Here is a 20,286-nt window from a genome sequence, read left to right as displayed (position 1 = left end):
GCGGCCGGTGAGAGGGGATCTCGTGAAGCGCGTGCTGTATGTGCTCAACGTCTCCAACCCGCACAAGTTGTCGGCCGACTCCGGCTTCACCTTCGCCGAGCTGCTGGCTCCAGCCCTGACGGACGCCGGAGCCGAGGTGACGGTGGCGGCCCCGGTCGCCACGGGGGACCGCCGGGTGAACTTCGAGCCCACCACGGTGCCGGCCACGAAGTACCGGGCCCGCTTCGACCCGGGCGTGAGCCAACTGGCGGCCCTGATCCGGCGGCGGCGGCCGGAGGTGGTGGTGGCCAACCAGGTCGAGGCCGCCCCTGCCATCCGGGCCGCCCTGCTGGAAGCCGGTACCGACGCGCTGATCGCCGGGTACTGCCACTACCTGCCGTTCTCCTTCGCCGACGACGGGCAGCTCGTGGCGGACCCGTCGCTGGACGACGGCGGACTCGGGCACAGCGTGCTGCTGGCCTTCGCCGCCGGGCTCGCGGCGTGCGACCGCGTGCTGGTGCACTCCTCGACCGCCGCGTCCTGGACGACGGCCGCCGCCGCGCGTACGGGGGTGGACCTGGGGGAGAAGCTGCACGTCGTGCCCGCTCCACGGGATGAGCGCCTGGTGCGCGACCCCGCCGACGTCGCCGTACCGGAGGGCACGGCGGCCGCGCTCTACAACCATCGGCTCTACGCCCACTACGGCACCGCCGCCTTCACTGACCTGGCCCGCCGCCTGGTGGCGGAGGCGCCCGTCACGCTGACGGTGATGGACCTGTTCGGCACCCGCAGCCCGGAGCGGGTCCGGTTGGACCCGAGCCCCGAGCGGCACCGCGACGAACTCGCCGCCCTCGACGGCGTCACCATCGCCTCCGACCGCGGCGACCGGGTGCTCTACCGCAACCTGCTGGCCGCCGCGCATTTCGGGATCGCGCCGTTCCGGCCGGGCTGCCCCTGGTCGATGTCCGTCATCGACTGCCAGGGCATGGGCCTGCCGGTCATCGCCCCGCGCACCGGGTGGCTCGCCGAGCACATCGACGACGAACTCCTCTTCGACACCCCGGACCAGGCCGTGGCCGTCGCCGTCCGGCTCGCCACCGATGCCGAGTTCTACCGGGTGCACGCCAAGCGCGCCCACGCCGCCACCGCCGACCTGACCCCCGCCGCCGTGGCGGCCCGCTACCTGGAGGCCCTGCGATGACCGTGCCGTTCGACGCGGTGATGCTGTCCTACGACGAACCCCTCGCCGACCGGCTGCACGCCCGGCTCCAGCGGGTGCTCGGGACGCCGGTGAAGCGGCTGCACGGCGTCCAGGGGATGCGCCGGGCCTACCGGCTGGCCGCCGAGGTGGTCGACCATGAACAGTTCCTGCTCGTGGACGGCGACTTCGTCCTCGCCACCGAGTTCGCCCTGTCCGCCGTCCAGCCGCTGGCCGATGGGGTGTCGATGCGGGTGTGGCGGGCCCGCAACCCGCTCAACGGTCTGGTCTACGGCTACGGCGGGCTCAAGCTGATCCGCCGCTCGGCGCTGCGGGATCTTGGAGACGCGGTCGACGTGCTGGCCGCGCTGCCCGGACGGTGCGAGTTCACTGCCGACATCGCCGGGACCACCCGGATCAACCAGTCCCCGTATCACGCCTGGAAGGCCGGATTCCGGGAGTGCGCGATGCTCGCACGCGGCAGCGAGTACGGCATGGACGACGCCGAGGCCGCCGAACGGATCGCCGCGTGGACGGCGGGCGGGCAGGGCGAGTTCGCCGAGTTCGCCGTCTCCGGAGCCCGCGAGGGCGTCTCCTTCACCCACGAAGCCGCCCGCGTCCCCGACCTGTTCGACAAGCTCAACGACCCCGGATGGCTCTACCAGCGGTTCACCGCCGGCCACGGCGAGCAAGCCATCGCCGGATGACCACCACACCGCTGATACTCGTGGAACCCGGCGCCCACCGCCCGGGCGGACACCGCGAACACGCCCTGACCGCGCTGGCGGCCGCGCACGGCAACACGGTGGTCATCGCACCGTACGGCGTCCCGGGGGAGACCCGGACCGCCCTGGAGGGCACCGGGGCCCGCATCACCGGCCCCGCCGGGGCGCTGCCCGCACTGCTGGCGGCCGCCGGGACGTACACGGCGAAGCTCGCGGCGTACGGGCGCCGCGCGTTCGCCTCCCGCCGCTGGCCCGATGCCGTGTGCCGCCTCCCGCACCAGGTCACGATGCTATCCCGCTGCCTGGTCGAAGCCGCCTGCGTCCGCACCGGCCGCCGCCTCACTGGCCCTGCCGCCACGGTGGTGGTGCTCAGCGCGAGCGAGGCCCTGCACGGCGCTGCCGGACTGCTCGGCGGGCCGCACCTGCGGTTCGTGCACGAGTTGGTCACCACGGAGGACACCGTGCTCAGGACACTCGGACGCCTGGCCCGCCGGGGCGAGCGGCGGGTGACGGTGCTCGCCCCCACCGACGCCGTACGCGATGACCTGGCGGCCCGCTTCCCCCGCCTGCCGCTGCAGGTGCGGCCGTTCGCCGTCGCCGACCCCGGCGACCGGCTCACCGACGCCGACCGCCGGCGGGCGCGGGAGGCCTTCGGCGTCCCGTCCCACGAGGCGGCCGTCTGCCTGGTCGGCGGCTGGTGGCCCTACAAGGACCCCGGCGCCGTCGGCGCCGCGCTCGCCCGGCTCGATGTCCCCGTGCACGTGCTGGTCGTCGGCGGTCCGGCCACTCACCACCTGCTCAAGACGTGGGCGGCCCTGCCGCACGTCCGCCTGCACACCCGCCCCGGGCCCGTCCCCGAGACGCTCATCCGGCAGGCGTACGCGGCTTGCGATGCGGCCCTGGTCGCCCGCCATCCGGGGGTGGCCAAGGAATCCGGGCTGGTGGTCGACGCCGTCCGCCTGGGTGTCCCGCTGATCTGCTCCGACCACGATCCGGCGCTCACCAAGGCCTTGGCCGGGAACGACTGGGTGCGCCTCTTCCCGACCGGCGACAGTGCCGCCCTGGCCGACGTCCTGCGTGACCTGGCCTGGTCTCCGTTGCCCCGGCCCGCCGCGGGCGCGGCCGCCGACCTCGGCGTGCCCACGGCCGCCGGACAGACCGCCTTCCTCACCCACCTGAAGGAGCCGTCCTGATGTTCGCCCTGCCCCCGTTGATCGCCGTTGTCGGCGGCGTGGAACCGGCCCTGCTCACCGCCTGGATCACCCACTATCGCGGCCTCGGGGTTGAGCGGTTCCACCTCGGCTTCCGCTTCCCCGAACACGTCACCGTGGACCGGCGCCACCAGGTGCAGGCCGCCTGCCGCGAACTCGGGATCGTCCCCGAAGTGGTGAGCGTCGGGCCGTGGCACGAGCACACCAACCCCCGGCTGCGGGACGCCCTGCGCGAGCGCGCCGGCGCCGGGTGGCACCTGCTCGCCGACGCCGACGAACTCCACACCTACCCCGCCCCGCTGCACGAGGTGATCGCTGCGGCGGAGGCGTCGGGGACCGGCACGGTGGGCGGGCTGATGCTCGACCGGGTGACCGCGGACGGCTCCCTGACCGGCTGGGAGGCAGATCGGGGCCTGGACGCCGCGTATCCACTCGGCGCGTTCCTCACCCACCACCTGCTGCGGGGCGACCCCCGCAAGATCGTGCTCGCGCACTCCAGCGTGCCCGTGGCCTCCGGCAACCACCGCGCCGAGGGCCACCGACCCGCCAACCAGCCGCCCGTCGTCGTCCATCACTTCAAGTGGCGCGACGGCGTCCGCGAGGACGTCGAGCGGCGCGCGGCGTACTCGGCGGACGGCACCTGGAAGACGGGCTCACCGGCCCGTCTGGCGGAGGCCCGGCGGCTCCTGGAGCACCTTCAGCGGCACGGCGGCCGGATCGCCGTCGACTCCGCCCGGCTGGACTTCCGGCCCGTCTCGCTGGCCAGCGTGCCCGACTGGTGGGCGGCGCAGGCCACCCGGCTGGTCGCCACCTGGCGGCCGCCGACCCCGGCGCCGGGTCAGAACGAGCCGGGCTCGATGATCTCCTCGCCCTCGTCGTGAGGGGGCTCGAAGCGGGCGTAGAAGTCGTCCAGCGCCGACTCCGTGACGGTCAGCGCGTTGGCGTCCTCGCGCGCGTTGCGTTCCTCCAGGCGCCGCAGCAGCTCACCGCGGAGCACCGGGAAGTACAGCATCCTCGGGCGGCCGCCCGCCTCGATGACGAGCTTGGTCCACTCCTCGCGGTCCGAGCGCTGCCACAGCCCGTGATCCAGCACCGCATCCCGCCCGGCCGCGACCAGAGCGACCAGCTCCTCGCGGACCTCGGCGACCACCGGCGCCTCCAGGGCGAAGTAGTCCCGCTCCGGGTAGTCGACGCCGTAGCGACCGTGCCGGTCGTGCACCCGTTCGTCCACCGACAGCCGCACCGCCCCGGCTGGCTCCAGCCGCCGCTTCGCGAACGTGGTCTTGCCCGACCCGGTCAGCCCGACCAGCAGATACACCACCGGCCCCGACTCCTGACCGCGGGCCGATCGGTCGGACACTGCCGCCTTCACCGAAGCTCCTCCTCCGTCGCCAAAACCGCTCTCCCATTCAGCCTGCCACCCCCCGCCCCGCCGCACGGCCCGATCGCCGTGCCCTCACCCGGGAGTCCGCCGTGACCCCTCCGCTCGTGCTCCAGGCCCTGCGCGCGTACGTACGGCACCTGCCCGCCGGCCTCGGCACGCCCAAGCTGGCCGCCCGCCTGAGCGAGCACCTCAAGCACCACCCCCTCACCGCGACCGCCCGCACCCTCGACGGCACCGCCTTCCCCGTGGTGACCAGCGACGTCATCCAGCGCTACCTGTGGCTGTTCGGGGTGTGGGAACCCCACCTGACCGCCTGGATGCGCTCCCGCCTCGCCCCGGGCGACCTGGTGGTCGACGCAGGCGCGCACACCGGCTACTACACGGTGCTGGCCTCCCGCCTCGTCGGGCCCGCCGGCCGCGTCGTCGCCATCGAGCCGTCGCCCGCCTTCCACCAGGCCCTGACCGCGAACATCGCGGCCAACGGGTGCGGCAACGTCCGCACGATCAACGCCGCCGTCTCCGACACCCCCGGTCGGCTCACCTTCTACACAGAGCGCTCCACGAACCTCGGCGGCACCACCGCCGTACGCTCACGTACCGTGGAAGCCTCCTTCGAGGCCGACGCGGCACCGCTGCCGACCCTCCTCACCGCGGAGGAACTCGCAGCCGCCCGACTGATCAAGGTCGACGTAGAAGGCGGAGAGGCGGCCGCGATACGCGGGCTCGTCCCCGCCCTGAACGACCTGCGGGGTGACGTCGAACTGGTCGTTGAGGTGACCCCCCGGACGCTGGCCAAGCAGGGGCAGAGCGTCAACGACGTCCTCGGACCCCTGCGTGACCACGGTTTTCACACCTACCGGCTGGCCAACGACTACGCCGCGGCCAGCTACCCGGCCGCCCTGCGCCACCCCGCACAGCCGATCCGGTGGCACGGGCCCGTCACGGAGATGAGTGACCTGGTCTTCTCTCGCCTCGACGCCGAGACGCCTTGACGGGGCGTCCCGTCCGTACGGCGAAGGCCTCCGGGACGTTCCCGGAGGCCTTCGCCGTGCCAGTCGCCCCTTGACCGCGTACGTGGATCAGGCAGTCTCGGCATGGGCTTACCTCGCCATGTGTCGATGTTCCGTGTCATCGAACCTTCTGCGCGTGCCATCGAATGCTGAGCGGACATCCAGAGCGTGCGGGTGTCACAGGTCGCGCGGACCTCGGCGGCGGACGTGGTGCGGCCTCGGCCGGGACCGCCGTGCGCCCGGGCTGTGGGGCACTCAATCCTTCAAATGCTTGTCAACGTCGATCTCATGCCGGAGCTGCTTGATGAGCTCCTGCTCCGCCTTCTCCTCAGCGGCTTTGCACCTGAGGAAGCCGGGGTCCGTGATTCCGGGGGGAATGTTGCCGTCCTGCGTGTAGAACTGGCCCTCAGCGCAGACGTAGTGCAGATCGCCGATGGCTTCGGTGGCGGCCTCCCAGAGTTCCCGAACCTTCGGGGAACCGAAGAGGGTGACCCTGGCCGCAAGGTCCCGGCGGAGCTGGTGCTGCTCGGGGGTCTGCGGTCCGTAGTAGCCGGGCACGTCCGAGTCGGTTGCGAAGGAAACCGTGCCACTGAGGTGCAGCAACAGGTCGAGGTACACGGCGGCACGGCGGTCCCATAGGTCCTTCGCACGGGCGGCATTCTTCTGGTGCTTGGCCGTCAGCCATGCCGTGAGGGCTCCGCCTCCGGAGGCGATGACGCCACCGATCACGACACCGATGAGCTGTTCCATGAGATCTCCGTATTCACTTGGAGGTCGACGGTAGCAACCCCGGCAGAGGCTGAGGTCGGCGTCGATGTCGCCCGGGACAGTGCCGGACGGTGGCGGCACCCGGCGCGCTGGCACCGGGCACGTCCGGACCTGTCTCCCACCGACGTCCCGGTCTTCGAGTCCGGGCCGACGGACTGAGTTATCTCGGGTGTCGAGCGGGCGACAGGCATGTGAGGCATGTGTCCCTCAGTGCTCCGTGCCTGACGGATATCTACGGGTTCTTCAGGCACGTACGGCATCTTCGCGGCGTGAGAGCCTCCCCGACGCGGCCTGTCACCGTCGAGCCTGAACCGTGCCCGTCCGCAGGACGTCCATACGGGCACCCTGACACCGTGGAGCCGCCGCACCATGAGCACATCCGAACCGCCACCCTGGCCGCACTGCGCACACGGTGCAGACCCTGCTGCCGACCTCGTTGGTTGCCGCGGCATCCACGTCCCCGGCCACACCGTATGCCTCGCCCACCTCGCCGACGACGACCGCGACGCCTACCTGGCCGTCCTGACTCCTGGCGCCAGCATCGACCAGCGGGGCACCAACTTCACCGAATCCCTTCTCAATGCCCTCCTCAACGCCCTCCGCGACCCTGAAACCGGGCACCCCCGCCTCGGCCATGCCAAGTTCGAATTGGCCACCTTCGAGGGCGCGGCCTTGTTCGAGTCGGCGATCTTCGAGGGCGACCATGCCCTGTTCGACCAGGCGACCTTCAAGGGCCAAGCCGAGTTCAGCCAGGCGACCTTCAAGGACAGCGCCTTGTTCGGCGAGGCGACCTTCGAGGTGGGCAGCGCGAGGTTCGGCTCGGCGACCTTCAAGGCGGCGACCTTCGAGAGCCGCGCCGAGTTCGGCCTGACGACCTTCGAGGGATTCGCCCTGTTCGACGCGGCGACCTTCAAGGGCGACGCCGGGTTCCTCATGGCGATCTTCAAGGATATCGCCAGGTTCACCTCGGCCACCTTCCAGGGCGACGCCCTGTTCATGGAGGCGACCTTCAAGGGCAACACCTCGTTCAACTCGGCGACCTTCCAGGGCGACGTCAGCTTCGAGTCGACGACCTTCGTAGCAGCTGACCAGCTCGGACCTTTGGCGTGTGCTGGACGGGTTGTGCTGTCCGGTGCGGCCTTCGGTAGCCCGGTGACCCTCTCGTTCGCTGCGCGCCGTCTGGAGTGCCGTCGCACTCGCTGGTCATCGACGGCGGAGATCCGCCTGCGCTATGCCACGGTGGACTTCGCGCATGCGGTGTTCGAGTACCCCCTCACGATCGCCGCCGAGCCGGATCCGTTCGTGCTCACCAACGGCCGACAGCTCGCCGAAGGCCGTTTTCCGAGCCCGCGTGACCCCAGGGTGCGGGTGGCGTCGCTGCGAGGGGTGGACGCGGCCCACCTGGTCCTCGCCGACCTCGATCTGTCGGGATGCCTGTTCGCCGGCACCGTGCATTTGGACCAACTCCGGCTGGAGTGGGCCTGCACCTTCGACACGGCTCCGCCCGAGGTGCACTGGCGGTGCTGGCCGCCCGTACGGTTCCCCGAGCGCCGCGTCCTGGCGGAGGAACACCACTGGCGCGCCAGCCAGCCGGGAGCAGTGCGGGGCTGGAACGCGGCGGTCCTGGGCGCCGGACGGGCGGGGCCGCTGCAACTGGCTCCGGTGTACCGGGCTCTGCGCAAGGCTTTCGAGGACGGCAAGCACGAGCCGGGGGCCGCGGACTTCTACTACGGGGAGATGGAGATGCGCCGCAACGCCGACGACATTCCCCGCAGTGAACGGGGGCTGCTGACCGCGTACTGGGCGCTGTCCGGCTACGGCCTGCGCGCCTCCCGGGCCCTGGCCTGGCTCGGCGCCGCCATGCTCCTCACCATCGTCTTGCTGGTGGCCGTCGGCCTCGCCCAGGACACCCCGAAGCAGACCGCGACCGGCACCGTCCCGGCCGGCGGGGGCAAGGTCACCTTCGAGATCGGCAAGGACGATCCGCAGAACCCCACCGGCAATCGGTTCACCGGCGAGCGCTTTGAGAACGCCCTGAACGTCACCCTCAACTCGGTGGTGTTCCGCGCCTCCGGACAGGACCTGACCACCGCCGGCACCTTCACCGCCGGAGGGGTAGGTCGCCGGGTCGGGACGTGTCCAGCCGGTGGGAGCGAGGAGCTTCTCAGCGGCAGGGTCGACGACCTCGCCCCAGGTGGAGAACAGGCGCGCCGTCGCCACAACAGAGGGGTATGCCTCGCGCCCCGGCGGCGCGCAGGCCGAGCTTCTCGCCGAGGTCAACAAGCACGAAGCCGACCGGAACCTGGAGTTGATCCTAGCCGAGTTCCAGAATTTCCAGCAGGGCGTTCTGCCGACCGGGCCCGGCGCCCGCAGCCTCACCGAGTTCTTCGCCAGCGTCGACGAGAAGCTCGAACCCGCCACCGCATCGGCGCCCCGGACCCAGCGCAGTGACCGGGACGTGCTGAACCTGCTGACCAAGCGCGCCAAGACCCTGCACATCGGACCGGCGAACTTCTGCTGGTTCACCGACCCCTCCCGCGCCCTCTGCCTCAAACTCGCCGGCACCCCCACCGCCGACCGGCCACTGGTCGGGATGTGTGACTCCGCCCGATGCCCGCAGGCCACCCACCACCCCTGCCACCGGCCCGTCTGGGCCGAGCATGCGGAGCGCACGAAGACGTTCCTCGGCGACCTGGGCAAGACCCGCCGGACCGAACACGCCCGCCTGCAGCGCGACTACGACCGGGCCCTTCGGGTCGTCGCCGAGATCGACGCAGCCGCCACTGGCCCATCCGACGAGGACTCCGCATGAGGATCACAGCAGCACAACGGACCGAGAACGAGAACCGCATCCGGGCGGCCATGGACCGCCTCCTGCGCGGAGAGATCCCGCCCGGCGGCACCTGTGACATCAAGACCCTCGCCCGAGAAGCCGCCGTCGACCGCACCGCCTTCTACGGCACCCGCCCCTATGCCCACCTCCGCGAAGAGTTCGAACGCCGCCTGCAGATGCTTCAGCAAGCAGGGCGGATCCCCGACCCGCGCGCTGCCCAGATCGAACGGTTGAAAGCCGAGATCGCCGCTCTCAAGGAACGGCTGGCCCGCACCGAGGACGTGAACGACGAGCTCAGCGAGTTCCGCTCGCAGGCCCTGGCCCGGCTCGCCGCCCAGCACGAAGAGATCCTGCACCTCCGCAGATCGGCAACGACAGCCGGCCGAGTGACCCGGCTCCCGGCGGCCCGGACCACGACGATCGGATCCTGCAGTTAGGCAACCGTCCTGACCAACGGTGTTGTCAGCAGCGGATGCGATCATCTGCCCATGGGTGTCCTCTACGGCTACTTCGCCGCTGCTGATGACGACGATGCACTCCGGGCAGTCGTCCGAGATGATGATCAGCCAAGTGGGACCGGCTACGACCAGCTGGTGGTCAAGGTGATCGACCCAATGCTCGTGCTGATGCCCGCCGAGGAACTCATCACCGGCAGGTCCGCCGCCGAGGTTGAGGCCGACCCTCGGCACTGCAGCCTCGTCGGCATGGTCGGGGACGGTGAAGTGGTGGTGGTCACGCTGACCAATGCCCTTCGTGATGCGCTCGCGACTCGCGACGGCAGGTCCTTGCGCGACATCGCCACCAACTGGTCGACCGTCGAAGGCGTGTTCCGCCACGAGGCTGATCCAGAAGACCTGACCGGCTTCCTGGACGGGCTTTCCGAAATCGCCGGCCGAGCGGTCGCCCGAGGCGATCGCCTCTACTGCTGGCTGTGTCCCTGACCCGTCACCACCTCCGGCCAGACCCGCGAGACTCCAGGCCACCACCGCAATCACGCGAGAGAACGGATTCATGACCCAACTCATCGAGATGAGTGAACGCGAGTATTTCGCCAGCGTCGGAAAGCGGCCCGGGATGGTCGTCGGCCGCTCCTCCTTCCACGCGCTGACCTCGTTCCTCACCGGATACGACCAGAGCTCGGCACGGCACAGGGCGCCGGGGCTGTCGGGATGGCACGAGTGGCTCGTTGCCCGCCGAGGACAGCGCTGCAACCATGCGTGGCCCAGCCAAGTCCTGCACATCGCCCTGCCCGGCGGCTGGGACAACCCCTGGAACCTGCCGCCCGATCACGAAGCCCGCGCGATCGAGGTCCTCTTCCAACTCCTCGATGAGTTCCTCGCGGAACGAGAGAAGAACGAAGCCGCCCAGACCGCCTGAGCACCGACGGCAGCACCCAGGAGGATCGCGTGTTCGACGCTCTTGAGCCCACTGGCCGCACGTCGCTATGGTCAACGGGACACTTTCCGAACAACCGGTTCCCCTGGAAGCCCCCATGCCTCGCCGATCACCGGGCGAGATCAGGTCACAGCAACCGCGGCGCAACGCATACGGCCGGCCTGCAGTGATTCAACGGCCTCCAGTCATACGAGGTCTCTCCCTCTCCGCCAACCGTCAGATCGCGGATTTCGAACGCGGACACGGTTTGCCCCCTGGTTCCGTCGCCGGCGCCTTCAGACGATGGGCATACTCAGGCAAACGCCCGCACCGGGACCCGGCCCCCGACTACGGGCACGACGACTGGAACCTCTGCAGCGGCTGCCACCACGTCAGAACTCTGCTTGAGCGCGTCACCTGGGCCCTCCGCCCGCGGGCTCGACGAGAGCTGCGGAGAGAACTTGGGCCTCTCGACGAACGAATCATCGCCCGCACAGTCAATGACCCGTTCGCCCCGCGAGACCTCCCGTGGTGGAAGCGGCGGATCGAGATCTGAGGCCCAACGAGTGATGCGCGTCACATCAAAGGGCATGGAATGCAACACCGACGGCAACGAACGTCGCGAACCTGTCGAGTGAGTCCCCGCTGTTCAATAGCAACACGCGCTCGCCCGCACACGGCCTCTGCGGACACAAGGCACTCCTTTGCCCAACGCCATGCCGACGCCGGGATCCCCGTCGACGTGCTGGCCGAGCTCATGGATCATGAAAGTTTCGAGACAACCCGGACGTATTACGCGTCAAGGAAGTACGGCTGCGGGAAGCGGTGGAGCGCGTGACCAACACGCAGTTCGACCGCCACGGCACCCGGATCTGGGGCGCGGTCACCAGTGTCCTCGACGCCGAGCGCACCCGCCGGGCCGTCGGCGCGGTCGTTGTCCCCTTCGGCACCTGCTCCGAGCCGTCCAACGTTGCGGCCGGCGGCGGGGCCTGCCCGCTCCGCTTCCGCTGCGTGGGCTGCGACCACTTCTCCACCGACGTCTCCTACCTCCCCGATCTCCGCTCCTACCTGGACGACCTGCTGCGGCAGCGCGAGAAGCTGCGGTCCATGGCCGAGGCCGACGACTGGGCCCGCGCCGAAGCCGCCCCGTCCGACGCGGAGATCACCCGCATCAGGCGCCTGATCCAGCGCGTCACCGAGGACGTCGACCAGCTCACCGAGGATGAACGCGCCGAGATCCAGAAGGCCGCCGCGGTCGTGCGCCAGACCCGGCAGAACTTCCTCGGCATGCCGCGCATCCGCCAGCCCTTGCCCGACCTGCGACCGGAGCGGCCCGCATGACCGCCCCCGCCGTCCAGGCCATGATCGAGGGCCGCCGCGCCGACACCGGACGCCGCCGCCAGCGCGTGCTTGCCGCACTCACCGACGCCGCGAAGAACGGTACGGACATCAGCGTCACCGCCATCGCCCAGCGCGCGGGCGTCGACCGCACCTTCCTCTACCGCCACCGTGACCTCCTCACCCAGATCCACGCCCAGGCCGCCGAGCCAGCCGCCGCCCTCGGCGGCCACGGCCCCGCTGTCAGCCGCGCCTCGCTCAAAGCCGACCTCGCGGCTGCCGACGCCCGCACCGCCCGCCTCGCCGCCCAGGTCCGCCGCCTCGAACAGCGCCTCAGCGAAGCGCTCGGCGAACAGGTCTGGCGCGAGGTGGGCATCGGAGGCGCAGACGACACTGAGCAGCTCAAGGCCCGGATCACCACCCTCGAACAGCAGGCGATCGACCTGGAACTGAAACTCCAGGAATGCGACGACGACCTCGCCGCCGCCCGCGCCGCCAACCGCGAGCTCATGGCCCAGCTCAACCGCCAGGCCGACCGCGCAGCCAGCCCGCCCGGGTGAGCGCAGGAGCCAGCTGAGACGAGCAGACCCGGTTCCCAGCCGCTGAGCGGCAGGGAACCGGCTGGCCGGGCGAAGCAATGACTTCCCCCCTGCCTCTGGCGTTCACTGGAGGTATGCCGGACTACAGCGCTAGCTCCGTAAAATGGGGCCGCCGCACAAAAGCACAGGTGGAGGCCCTACGAGCGGCGATCTGTGCGATCACGGAAGAGGCGCAACCGTGCAGCGTCCAGCACGTCTTCTCTTCGTAGCGTGCGTGTCGCTTCCGGGGCATGCCGCCAGTTCGCCCTTCTACGTCTCTGCCGCCCCCAGCGGCAGCCGTGAGACGGCGAGGCACGACCTGGTAGCGCGCAACCCCCGCACGACGGTGGGCTGGTGATCTCAGCTCTGGGGCAACTTGCCTCAGACATCGGCCTTTGACGGCACGGCCCGTTGGGTCTTGTCGCCAAGTTCGGAAGGTAGCGGGCCTGCGGTGGGGGCCACAAGAAGGCAGGAGGTGGACGCCCCGGCCTCCTGGAGGAGAACCTGTCCGATTCCGGCTACACCAGTCAAGAGTGAGGGAGTCTCCCGCGCCCACCGAGACGTACTACCGTCGCCGCTTGTGAGGCTGGCGACGGTCTGTAGGTGGCGGGCGACTGCGGTTGTGCTCGCCTGGTGTTCCTGCCCTGCCACCAGACCTTGGCGCTCGCATTGCCGCACGACCGCGAGGTTGCCGCTCAGGCCGTGGCAGAGCACCATACGCTCCATCCTGTCTCCGATCAGCCAGTCAAGCGAGCGCCAGGTCGTCTCCAGCCCAAGCTCAGCCTCGGCGCGCAGCTCGTCGTCTCCCGTCCACAGCCACATCGATGCCCGCGCCAACGCGATCCCGGGCGCCCCATGGCACCATGCGACCGCGTACCGTCGGCCGCCGCGCGTTCCGTCCCTTGCGGACTCCCGCCGCAAGTCAGGCCAGTTGAGCTGGGTGCGGGAGAAGCACCGGCGCTCGTACGCAACGGCTTCGAACGCAGCCGTACTGTATACGGGGTTGCCCGTGGCCACCGCGAGTTCGGTCAGGGCCAGCGCGATCCCGGCAGCTCCGTGGGCCATGCCAGTCAGGGGCGCGGTGCGGTGGCGGCGCACGTCTGGGGGCCAGGTGCGGACGCCGTCGGTGCCGGTCGCTCGCGCCAGCAGGGTGCGACCGAGGCGGTCTGCGGTCTCGACGAGAGGGCCAGCGAGTCCTTCGCGGGCGAGGGCGAGCAATCCGGTGATGTTGCCTGCAAGTCCGCCCAGCCAGTCGTTGGTCCCGCAGATCGTGTCCTTACCAAGTCGTTCGCGCGCGATCCGTTCCCCCCACGAGATCAAGTCCGGGCGCCTCAACCGGTCACCGGCCCGGAGTAGGCAATACACCACGCCGGTCCAGCCGAGGTGGAACGTCGCGTCCTGGGGGCGCATACTGCGGTCGACCTCGTGGGCCGCATAGCGGAGAGCCCCGGTGGCCGCTCGCGCAAAACGGACATCATCCAGGACGGCTGCAAGGTCGGCCAGGAAGTACGCTATGCCCGCCGCGCCCCCGTAGACGTCAGCGCCCGCCGTGGACCACGACCGCCGACTGCCGACTGCCGAACCCTCAGGTGTCCCTGCACGCGGCACCAGCCAGGTACAGGCGTCGTCAGACCAGAGCGCCTCATCGAGGAGCAGCTCGCCGATGCGGGCCGCAGCAGGGACCAGTGCTGGCGCCGCATCGTGGTTGTCGGTCGCGCGCCTGTGGTGCTGGCTATTCTGAGGCTGCGGAAGTACTAGCCGATCGGCGGAGCCGACCCGCAGGTACGGTTCGGTGACGGGCAGGCCGTTCGTCTCCAGTACGTGGGCGAGCGCATTGGTGCGGCGTTGCGCGCCCCGTGCCGCCAGCACCTCCGGTGCGCACAGCGCCTCCGCCAGGAGCCGGCAACAGTGCTGGCCGAAGCTCTCGCCAGTTCCCGGATCCTCCGCTGCGGCGATGCCCGGGGCGAGGCGTTTGGCCAGCGCGGGAACGCCGTCCTTGAGCGCCCAGGCCATGTCCGTGCGCCGTCGGGCCACAACTTCGAGTGTTGTCGGCAGGTGCTCGTCGGGAACGAGGAGGACAGCCGCGTCACACCGTGTGTAGCCGTCCTCGGAGTTGACTAGCTTCAGGGAAAATGGGACAGCACAATCGTTGAGTTCACCGGTCAGCGCGCGGGCGAGGGCGGGGGCCCCATCTGGGAAGAGATTCCAGTAGAACCTGGTGCGCCCAGAGTGCGGCGCCGGGAAAGTAGTGTCTCCGAGTACGAAGCAGAATCCCGGCTGCGCCGCCCGCAGGAACGAGGGCTGCCGGACCGCCAGTGACCCGGCGAGTTCCTGCCGATTCGGGTCGGTGTCGCAAGGCGGTACGAGGAACGCGATGCCCTCGCGTTCGACCACTATGCCGTCGGGATGACGACCGGCGACCCTCCAGCCACCCTCCCAGGGGCCGGTACCCGCAGCACCGACGCCAATCGCATCTACCAGTTCTCCGTCAAGTTGGCTGCCGACCTGCGCGAGCCGGACGCCGGTCGGTACGGGAGCGCCCGTAACGTAGTAGAACTTGTAGAGGTAGCGGGCGAGGAGCGACTGCAGCTGATCCGCTGCAGTGTCCGCACCGGGTTCTGCGGTCGTCGCTGAAACCCGGCGTCCGAACCAGGAGAATGCCGGGCCCTTCATGACGCGGACACAGCGGGTGAGTTGGTCCAGCTGATCGCGGTAGGTTGGCATAGCCCGCTCCGTCCCTCTACGTCAGGTCAGTGGGAGGCCAAGCAAGTGCCTGGCCCCCTCGCGCGGACGATGGGCGAGGTTGTGCGCCAGTTGGAGTGCCAGCACGGCGCGGGGTGGCAGATCGCTCTGCGTCACGCAGGACTCCAACACTCTCCACAGCAGGCCGGCGACGGTGTAGCTCAGGGCGGCTTCCAGTACGGCCCAGCGCTCGTCATTGCACAGCCCGCGCTGCCTTGCGTACACGCGCCACAGAGCGGTCACCGCCTCCTGGACGTCGCGCGTGGACAACGCGGAGCGGCAGACCATCGACTCGGCGGTCGCCGCCGTCGGCGAGGGCATCGAGGCCAGCCATGAGCCGAGGTACGAGGTGAAGACACAGCCGATGTCCCAGGCTGGGTCACCGACTCCAGCAAACTCGTAGTCCACGAGGCGGACCAGGCTCACGGTGTCCTCGTCGGCTGCCCGGCACAGCAGGCAATGCGGCCATTTGATCTCACCATGGGTCCAGCCGTTGCGGCCCCAGTTGTCGCGGCATCGGGCTAAGGAGCCGGTCAGTGCGGCGTCCTGTTGTACCAGGCGAATCAGTTCCGAGGCAGCGCCGCCCAGGTGCGCGCGCAGGCCCAGCGGCGGCAGGTCCATGCGAAGGGAAGGCGGGGGGAGGGCCGGCGGGTCGTCGTCGCCGTGGGGGAGGTCGTGCAGCAGTGCGAGCGTGCGGCCGAGCAGCCGACCGGCTCGTACCAGTGACCGTCGCGAGCTAATCAACAGGGGGTCGGACGGATCCGTGTGCGGAAATCCCTGGAGTACGAGCAACATCGGGCTTGGCTCATAGTGGATCAGCCGCGGAGTAAGCTGATGAAAGTCCGTCGCCGACAGTGCGCGGTAGACGGCCGCCTCGTGACGCGCCGTCATTGCCTGTTCCAGGCTTTGCGGAAACTTCAGGAACCAGGCTTCGCCGCCGACCCACTCAACCAGGTAACCGGAGTTCCGGCTGGTGCACTTGGTGACCACGATGTCCGCCGCACTGCGTACGCCTGACGGCATGAGGCCGGTGTCGGCAAGATGGGCCAGAATCCGTCGAGGCGAGTGGTCCTGGCCAGTCAACAGCGGGGTCATCGCGCGGGGAGCACTTGGCAAAATATCGTGCAATAACAAGACTGGTGCAGCTCGATGGTGATTTGCGGCACGCAGAGATAGGGGTTGTTGGACACCGGATAATCCGGTTTCTCCGCATCCGCCGCACGACGAAGACGTCGTGACCGGACATCCATCGCTGGCATGCGGAACGCGGTCGCTGTGGAGAACGTCGCCGCGGTGTAGTTGCCCTGGAGAAAGCTCGCCTGGGCATCCAGCGGTACCGTCCCGACCTTCTCCACCGTCGCCGCGGACTTCACCGTGACACGGGAAGGGGCGAGCACATCGTCACCCGGGCTTTTCTCGCCTGTCGTAACGACATCGGACTCGGAGATCCTGAGATAGGTGTCGAGGGCCGTGTCAAGGTACAGACGCCAATATCCATCCTCGGTGTCCCGGCCAATGAATCCAAGCAGTTCGACAACCTCAGGCGGACGATCGGTCGGCAAGGGCCGGAGTTGGTCGACCAGGGGATCCTGGGACAGTGCAACGTTTCGAGGAGGGGGCTTACCGGTCTGTTCCGACATGAGCACACCTCGCCTTCACGGTGGCGGAACTCAGCGGTGCCTTCCTTTCACGATAGCCGTGGGAGCGGTCGTGGTCATCTCCAGCACCTATCGGGCGTCTCCTCACCAACCAGGACCGGCAGTCGGCGCGGTCACCCACGACGTCAACACCGGGACGTCAACTTCGCCCGCTACCGCGAGGAGTGCCTGCGCGAGGGCATCGACCCGCACATCTCGGTCGAGGTCGAAGCACTCCGTCCCGGGCTGCTGCGGGAGCGGCTCGCCGCAGAGATCGAGGGCTGGTGGACGACGTCCGTCAGTGGAACATCGAGTTCAGGGCCGAAGACGCCGAGCGGGAGCTGTTGCGAGCCCTGCAAGGAGTGGCGAGGAGGATCGGTCGGGGCGAGTCGGCGGCAGAAGACGATCAAGGCGAGTAGCTTCGTGCACCACACCTGTTGCATCCGCTACAGTGCTCGGGACCGCTCCTGAGCTGCGAAAACTCCAGTCGCACGCTCGCGGCGCCCCGGAGAAACGCCGGTGATTTTGACTGCTCGGGTGAGGACATTGAGCGGGACTGGGTGGCGCGCACCGGCTGCTGGCGCCGGACGGAGCGTGTCCTGTTGACCTACGACCAGGTCCGCGCCTACGAGCTGCCCGCCACCGAGGGCAAGCAGGGTGACCCGAGGTGGCCGGCCTTCGCCGACCGCTACGGCTTCGACCCCCGTCGCCCGGTGCAGTGGGAGGTGGAGGCGTTGGACCCGGCCGAACTCCAGCGCCTGGTCCCTCGCGGCCGTCGACCCGTACATCGACCGTGACGTGCTCGCGCAGCAGATCGCCCGCGAGGGAGAGCAGCGCCGCGCCCTGGAGGAGTTCCTCGGTCGGTGGGGCGCAGCGTCCGAGGGGCCGGCCTAGCGCTGTACGGGGGCCTGGGCGGCTTGGGCGAAGTGCAGCACGACTGCCTGGGCCCCGGCGGCGAGTTCGTCCGACAGGTCACTGCTGCGCGGGTGGGTGGGGTGGTTCTTCACCCAGATCATGGAGAACTTGATGATCTGGTCGATGTCGCTGGGTCGCACCAGGATGGCGTCGCCGGTGTGGAGCGGCTCGGGCTGCCGGTGCTGCCACAGCCGGTAGAAGCGGCCCTCGACGTCGTTGAAGCCAAGGTGCCGGTCACCATGCGGGTTGGATCAGATGGGCGGTGAAGGGCAGATCGTTCGGACCCGGCTGCCAGGGCTGCTCCTGCTGGCTCAACGTGTCCTCCGTCGATACGCGGTGATCACAACGGTGCCGAGTGTGTCAGCGCCGGCGGGGGCGATCCGGGCTTCCGGCCACTTCGTCCGCCCCGGAGGCTGACGGGTACGCGACGGGTCACCAGCGGCGCCCGACCGTGCCGCGGACGATGGCGTAGGGAGTCACGCAGAAGGCGCCGATGTTGCAGGCGACGAGCAGGGCGATGAACAGCCAGTAGGAGAAGCCGTGGCCGTCGGAGGCGGTGACGAGGGACCCGACGGTGAGGCTGATGAAGATGCCGGTGACGCCGAGCCCGGCAGCCCAGCCCAGCGCGCTCATGCCGAAACGCGCGTCGGTCGGGGCCGCCGCGCCTCAGCCGCCGTCAGCCCGGCGGCGGAGGCCGGGACGGAGGTCGCTGGCGCCCTGGTGCTGTCCTTCCGGTGTCGAGCCCCACCAAGGGGTGAGGCGGGAGAGTCCCGCCGGGTGGAGGTACCGCTGTGATCGTCCAACTCCTGGGTGGCCCGCTCGCCGGTCGCGTGCTGGCGACCACCGACGTCCCGTGGGGTGGAGGCTGGCTCACGGCCGGTGACGGCGACTGGGGCCTGTACGTCCCGGTGCACCGTGACCCGGTGACCGGCATCGTCCTGGCGGAGATCCGGGCCACCGCACCGCGCCGCCGATAGCAGTCGGGTACCGCAGGAGGTGTCGAGTGCTGCGTGGCGTCAGAGTTTGACTTTGAAGCGGCTGAACATGTCGGGGATGAACTGGAGTAGAAGCTTCTTGGCGTCCTCGGGCCGTTTCAGTTCGTCGGGGCCGAAGCGGAAGACCTCGTAGCCCCTGAGCTTGAGATCCCGGTCGGCGGAGACCATATCCGCGTATTTGGTGGTGTCAGGAGTGTGGCCGTCGTCGCTCGTGTAGTGCTGCACCCCATCGACCTCCAGGACGACACGCTGTCCGAAGGGCAGGAGCAGAAGGAAGTCCATGCGGGAACGCAGCAACGCTTCGGGGCCGCGTTCCTCGACAGTCTTGGGATCCCAGTGCAGCCATACCTCGGGCAGGAGGGCAAGGTCATCCGCGCAGAACGGGTGAGCCGTGCGGTATGCCGTGAAAAGGTTCCTTTGGCCGGGCGAGTTGCCCGGCAGGCTCCTGAGGAGCCGCTAGTAGAGATCTTCAGCGGCGTCGCTCTCGCTGCTGAACTTGTGGGTGTCTTGCCACCAGCTGTGCAGGTCACGCCAACGCAGACCCTCGACAGGGATCTCCCGGTCATAGACAAGGGTGGCGCCCGGTCGCCCGCCGACGATCTCGATGTCGTTGTCCACCGAGGATCGGAAACGAATGTCCGGTTTCGCTAGGGAAGCGAAGATGATGTTCTTCGGCTTCCGGTTGATGTGCAGACGCGTCGACACCAGGGTGAACAGCCATCGCTGCCGGTCTGCCGCAACTCGATCCCATGGGCGCGGAGGTGATCGTTGATCGTGTTGGCTGTTTTCTCCTGCAGATGTTCGTCCAGGAGAACGTCCGCTGAGACAAGTCCTTCCAGGAAGCGGGCAAACCTGGCGTTCCCTGCCTCGAACGCACCGAGGCTCTCGAAAAGCTGCTCGGCCGACCAGTCCTTCTCGTTGCGGAAGACGTGCTTTTCGATGAGGTCCTTCAGCGTCACCGGTCGCGTCCCGTTCAGCAGCAGCGCGCTGAGTTCGTTGAAGGAAAGGTCCGGTCCCTCGATTACCCAGAGGCGATCGAGCAGCTGCAGGAAGCGGTCATGGTGCTGGGTGAGCTCCGGGAGATACAGGGCGCGCGCCAGTTCACGGCGGGTCTTCTTGGGTATGCCGGGTAGTGCGCCCTCTTCCCACAGCAGGTCTTCGAGTCGATGGCGGAGCGACGGGCGCACAGGGAAGGGGAAGTCCTGCTGCTGTAGGACGCGTTGAGCCAGTCGCGGTAGTTCAGCGTCGGGTACCTGCTGGAGGCTCTGTTCAACCCGTACCCGCTTGCTGCCGGCGTCCTCGGGAATCGCTGGCATACCCAGTCGCTCGAAGGCATGACTAAGCACGGTGTGCGTCAGGTTGCTGAGAGGCGCGACGGCTGTGTCGAGCAGAGCGCGAAGCGCTGAACGATCGCTGCTGCCAACCATGGGCAGATGGTGGCAGAGAACGGGGGAATCCGGCAGTGGCCCTCAATGCGCACAAGCCTGAGTTGTCTCAGTGCTGACGGAGAAGGTCACGCTGGTCACGTGCCCTTTGATCAAGAACTGTCCCTGACGCGGCGGTGGAGCTGAAAGAGTCCGTCGTTGAGGACTGGGAGAG

24 protein-coding genes and 1 pseudogene are annotated in these 20,286 nt (G+C 69.2%); 15 read left to right on the top strand and 10 right to left on the bottom strand.

The genetic code is table 11. The features are described from left to right. Positions 1–22 precede the first annotated feature (22 nt). From ABZT12_RS36015 to ABZT12_RS36000, 4 genes are read left to right on the top strand one after another with little or no spacing between them, the layout of a single operon-like run. Complete coding sequence (locus ABZT12_RS36015) at positions 23–1,180, top strand: glycosyltransferase family 1 protein (protein ID WP_356393008.1); 1,158 nt, start codon at positions 23–25, stop codon at positions 1,178–1,180. Continuing rightward, on the top strand, positions 1,177–1,884 hold the full coding sequence (locus tag ABZT12_RS36010) for a hypothetical protein (protein WP_356393005.1): 708 nt from the start codon (positions 1,177–1,179) through the stop codon (positions 1,882–1,884). The genes ABZT12_RS36015 and ABZT12_RS36010 overlap by 4 nt, the downstream gene beginning before the upstream one ends. Continuing rightward, positions 1,881–3,095, top strand: coding sequence for a hypothetical protein (locus ABZT12_RS36005; RefSeq protein WP_356393002.1), 1,215 nt, complete (start codon positions 1,881–1,883; stop codon positions 3,093–3,095). The genes ABZT12_RS36010 and ABZT12_RS36005 overlap by 4 nt, the downstream gene beginning before the upstream one ends. After that, on the top strand, positions 3,095–3,994 hold the full coding sequence (locus tag ABZT12_RS36000; protein WP_356392999.1) for a hypothetical protein: 900 nt from the start codon (positions 3,095–3,097) through the stop codon (positions 3,992–3,994). Before ABZT12_RS36005 ends, ABZT12_RS36000 begins: the two co-directional genes overlap by 1 nt. Here the strand turns inward: ABZT12_RS36000 and ABZT12_RS35995 are convergent. Continuing rightward, on the bottom strand, positions 3,952–4,485 hold the full coding sequence (locus tag ABZT12_RS35995) for an ATP-binding protein (RefSeq protein ID WP_356392996.1): 534 nt from the start codon (positions 4,483–4,485) through the stop codon (positions 3,952–3,954). The genes ABZT12_RS36000 and ABZT12_RS35995 overlap by 43 nt on opposite strands. 101 nt (positions 4,486–4,586) lie before the next feature. Here ABZT12_RS35995 and ABZT12_RS35990 point away from each other — a divergent pair, with 101 nt between their 5' ends. Continuing rightward, on the top strand, positions 4,587–5,489 hold the full coding sequence (locus ABZT12_RS35990; RefSeq protein ID WP_356392993.1) for an FkbM family methyltransferase: 903 nt from the start codon (positions 4,587–4,589) through the stop codon (positions 5,487–5,489). Positions 5,490–5,762: 273 nt separating this feature from the next. On the opposite strand, the gene ABZT12_RS35985 is transcribed toward ABZT12_RS35990, so the two are convergent. Beyond that, on the bottom strand, positions 5,763–6,257 hold the full coding sequence (locus ABZT12_RS35985; protein ID WP_356392990.1) for a hypothetical protein: 495 nt from the start codon (positions 6,255–6,257) through the stop codon (positions 5,763–5,765). Positions 6,258–6,644: 387 nt separating this feature from the next. Here ABZT12_RS35985 and ABZT12_RS35980 point away from each other — a divergent pair. From ABZT12_RS35980 to ABZT12_RS35945, 8 genes and pseudogenes are all read left to right on the top strand, one after another. Then, positions 6,645–7,346: pseudogene (locus ABZT12_RS35980) on the top strand (pentapeptide repeat-containing protein); the annotation flags it as partial. A gap of 1,387 nt (positions 7,347–8,733) precedes the next feature. After that, positions 8,734–9,087, top strand: coding sequence for a hypothetical protein (locus ABZT12_RS35975; RefSeq protein ID WP_356392987.1), 354 nt, complete (start codon positions 8,734–8,736; stop codon positions 9,085–9,087). Beyond that, complete coding sequence (locus ABZT12_RS35970; RefSeq protein ID WP_356392985.1) at positions 9,084–9,545, top strand: hypothetical protein; 462 nt, start codon at positions 9,084–9,086, stop codon at positions 9,543–9,545. Before ABZT12_RS35975 ends, ABZT12_RS35970 begins: the two co-directional genes overlap by 4 nt. Positions 9,546–9,596: 51 nt before the next feature. Beyond that, positions 9,597–10,049 carry a hypothetical protein gene (locus tag ABZT12_RS35965; RefSeq protein WP_356392982.1) on the top strand — a complete coding sequence of 151 codons (453 nt, stop codon included), beginning with the start codon at positions 9,597–9,599 and terminating at the stop codon, positions 10,047–10,049. 70 nt (positions 10,050–10,119) lie between these two features. Further along, positions 10,120–10,485, top strand: coding sequence for a hypothetical protein (locus ABZT12_RS35960; RefSeq protein ID WP_356392979.1), 366 nt, complete (start codon positions 10,120–10,122; stop codon positions 10,483–10,485). Positions 10,486–11,077: 592 nt separating this feature from the next. Next, the gene (locus tag ABZT12_RS35955; protein WP_356392976.1) at positions 11,078–11,320 is read left to right on the top strand and encodes a tyrosine-type recombinase/integrase; all 243 of its coding nucleotides are present in this window, start codon (positions 11,078–11,080) and stop codon (positions 11,318–11,320) included. Then, complete coding sequence (locus ABZT12_RS35950; protein WP_356392972.1) at positions 11,317–11,823, top strand: hypothetical protein; 507 nt, start codon at positions 11,317–11,319, stop codon at positions 11,821–11,823. Before ABZT12_RS35955 ends, ABZT12_RS35950 begins: the two co-directional genes overlap by 4 nt. Further along, positions 11,820–12,380: a DUF6262 family protein gene (locus ABZT12_RS35945; protein WP_356392969.1), complete on the top strand. Its 561-nt coding sequence runs from the start codon at positions 11,820–11,822 to the stop codon at positions 12,378–12,380. Before ABZT12_RS35950 ends, ABZT12_RS35945 begins: the two co-directional genes overlap by 4 nt. A 399-nt stretch (positions 12,381–12,779) precedes the next feature. Here the strand turns inward: ABZT12_RS35945 and ABZT12_RS35940 are convergent, their stop codons facing one another. Genes ABZT12_RS35940 through ABZT12_RS35930 form a run of 3 tightly spaced genes read right to left on the bottom strand, consistent with a single transcriptional unit; the run spans position 12,780 to position 16,780 of the window. Next, entirely contained in the window at positions 12,780–15,122 is a 2,343-nt protein-coding gene (locus ABZT12_RS35940) for a lanthionine synthetase LanC family protein (protein WP_356392965.1), read from the bottom strand. A gap of 21 nt (positions 15,123–15,143) precedes the next feature. Then, entirely contained in the window at positions 15,144–16,235 is a 1,092-nt protein-coding gene (locus ABZT12_RS35935; RefSeq protein WP_356392962.1) for an aminoglycoside phosphotransferase family protein, read from the bottom strand. Next, positions 16,232–16,780, bottom strand: coding sequence for a hypothetical protein (locus tag ABZT12_RS35930; protein ID WP_356392959.1), 549 nt, complete (start codon positions 16,778–16,780; stop codon positions 16,232–16,234). The genes ABZT12_RS35935 and ABZT12_RS35930 overlap by 4 nt, the downstream gene beginning before the upstream one ends. A 599-nt stretch (positions 16,781–17,379) precedes the next feature. On the opposite strand from ABZT12_RS35930, the gene ABZT12_RS35925 reads away from it, so the two are divergent. Continuing rightward, a complete protein-coding gene (locus ABZT12_RS35925) occupies positions 17,380–17,574 on the top strand; it encodes a hypothetical protein (protein ID WP_356392956.1) in 195 nt (64 codons plus the stop codon). Positions 17,575–17,667: 93 nt separating this feature from the next. Here ABZT12_RS35925 and ABZT12_RS35920 read toward each other — a convergent pair whose 3' ends face one another. Further along, entirely contained in the window at positions 17,668–17,832 is a 165-nt protein-coding gene (locus ABZT12_RS35920; protein WP_356392953.1) for a hypothetical protein, read from the bottom strand. A gap of 292 nt (positions 17,833–18,124) precedes the next feature. Beyond that, positions 18,125–18,325: a hypothetical protein gene (locus ABZT12_RS35915; protein ID WP_356392950.1), complete on the bottom strand. Its 201-nt coding sequence runs from the start codon at positions 18,323–18,325 to the stop codon at positions 18,125–18,127. Positions 18,326–18,483: 158 nt separating this feature from the next. Here ABZT12_RS35915 and ABZT12_RS35910 point away from each other — a divergent pair, with 158 nt between their 5' ends. Beyond that, on the top strand, positions 18,484–18,669 hold the full coding sequence (locus tag ABZT12_RS35910; protein WP_356392947.1) for a hypothetical protein: 186 nt from the start codon (positions 18,484–18,486) through the stop codon (positions 18,667–18,669). A 39-nt stretch (positions 18,670–18,708) separates the two neighbouring features. On the opposite strand, the gene ABZT12_RS35905 is transcribed toward ABZT12_RS35910, so the two are convergent. From ABZT12_RS35905 to ABZT12_RS35895, 3 genes are all read right to left on the bottom strand, one after another. Beyond that, positions 18,709–18,969: a hypothetical protein gene (locus ABZT12_RS35905; protein WP_356392944.1), complete on the bottom strand. Its 261-nt coding sequence runs from the start codon at positions 18,967–18,969 to the stop codon at positions 18,709–18,711. A gap of 174 nt (positions 18,970–19,143) precedes the next feature. Beyond that, positions 19,144–19,305, bottom strand: coding sequence for a hypothetical protein (locus tag ABZT12_RS35900; protein ID WP_356392941.1), 162 nt, complete (start codon positions 19,303–19,305; stop codon positions 19,144–19,146). 29 nt (positions 19,306–19,334) lie between these two features. After that, entirely contained in the window at positions 19,335–20,114 is a 780-nt protein-coding gene (locus ABZT12_RS35895) for a hypothetical protein (protein WP_356392938.1), read from the bottom strand. Between the last annotated feature and the right edge of the window lie 172 nt (positions 20,115–20,286).

Origin of the sequence: Streptomyces sp. NPDC005423, from assembly GCF_040606415.1 — a bacterium.
GTDB lineage: Bacteria > Actinomycetota > Actinomycetes > Streptomycetales > Streptomycetaceae > Streptomyces.
This window is presented reverse-complemented; position numbering and strand designations above follow the sequence as displayed.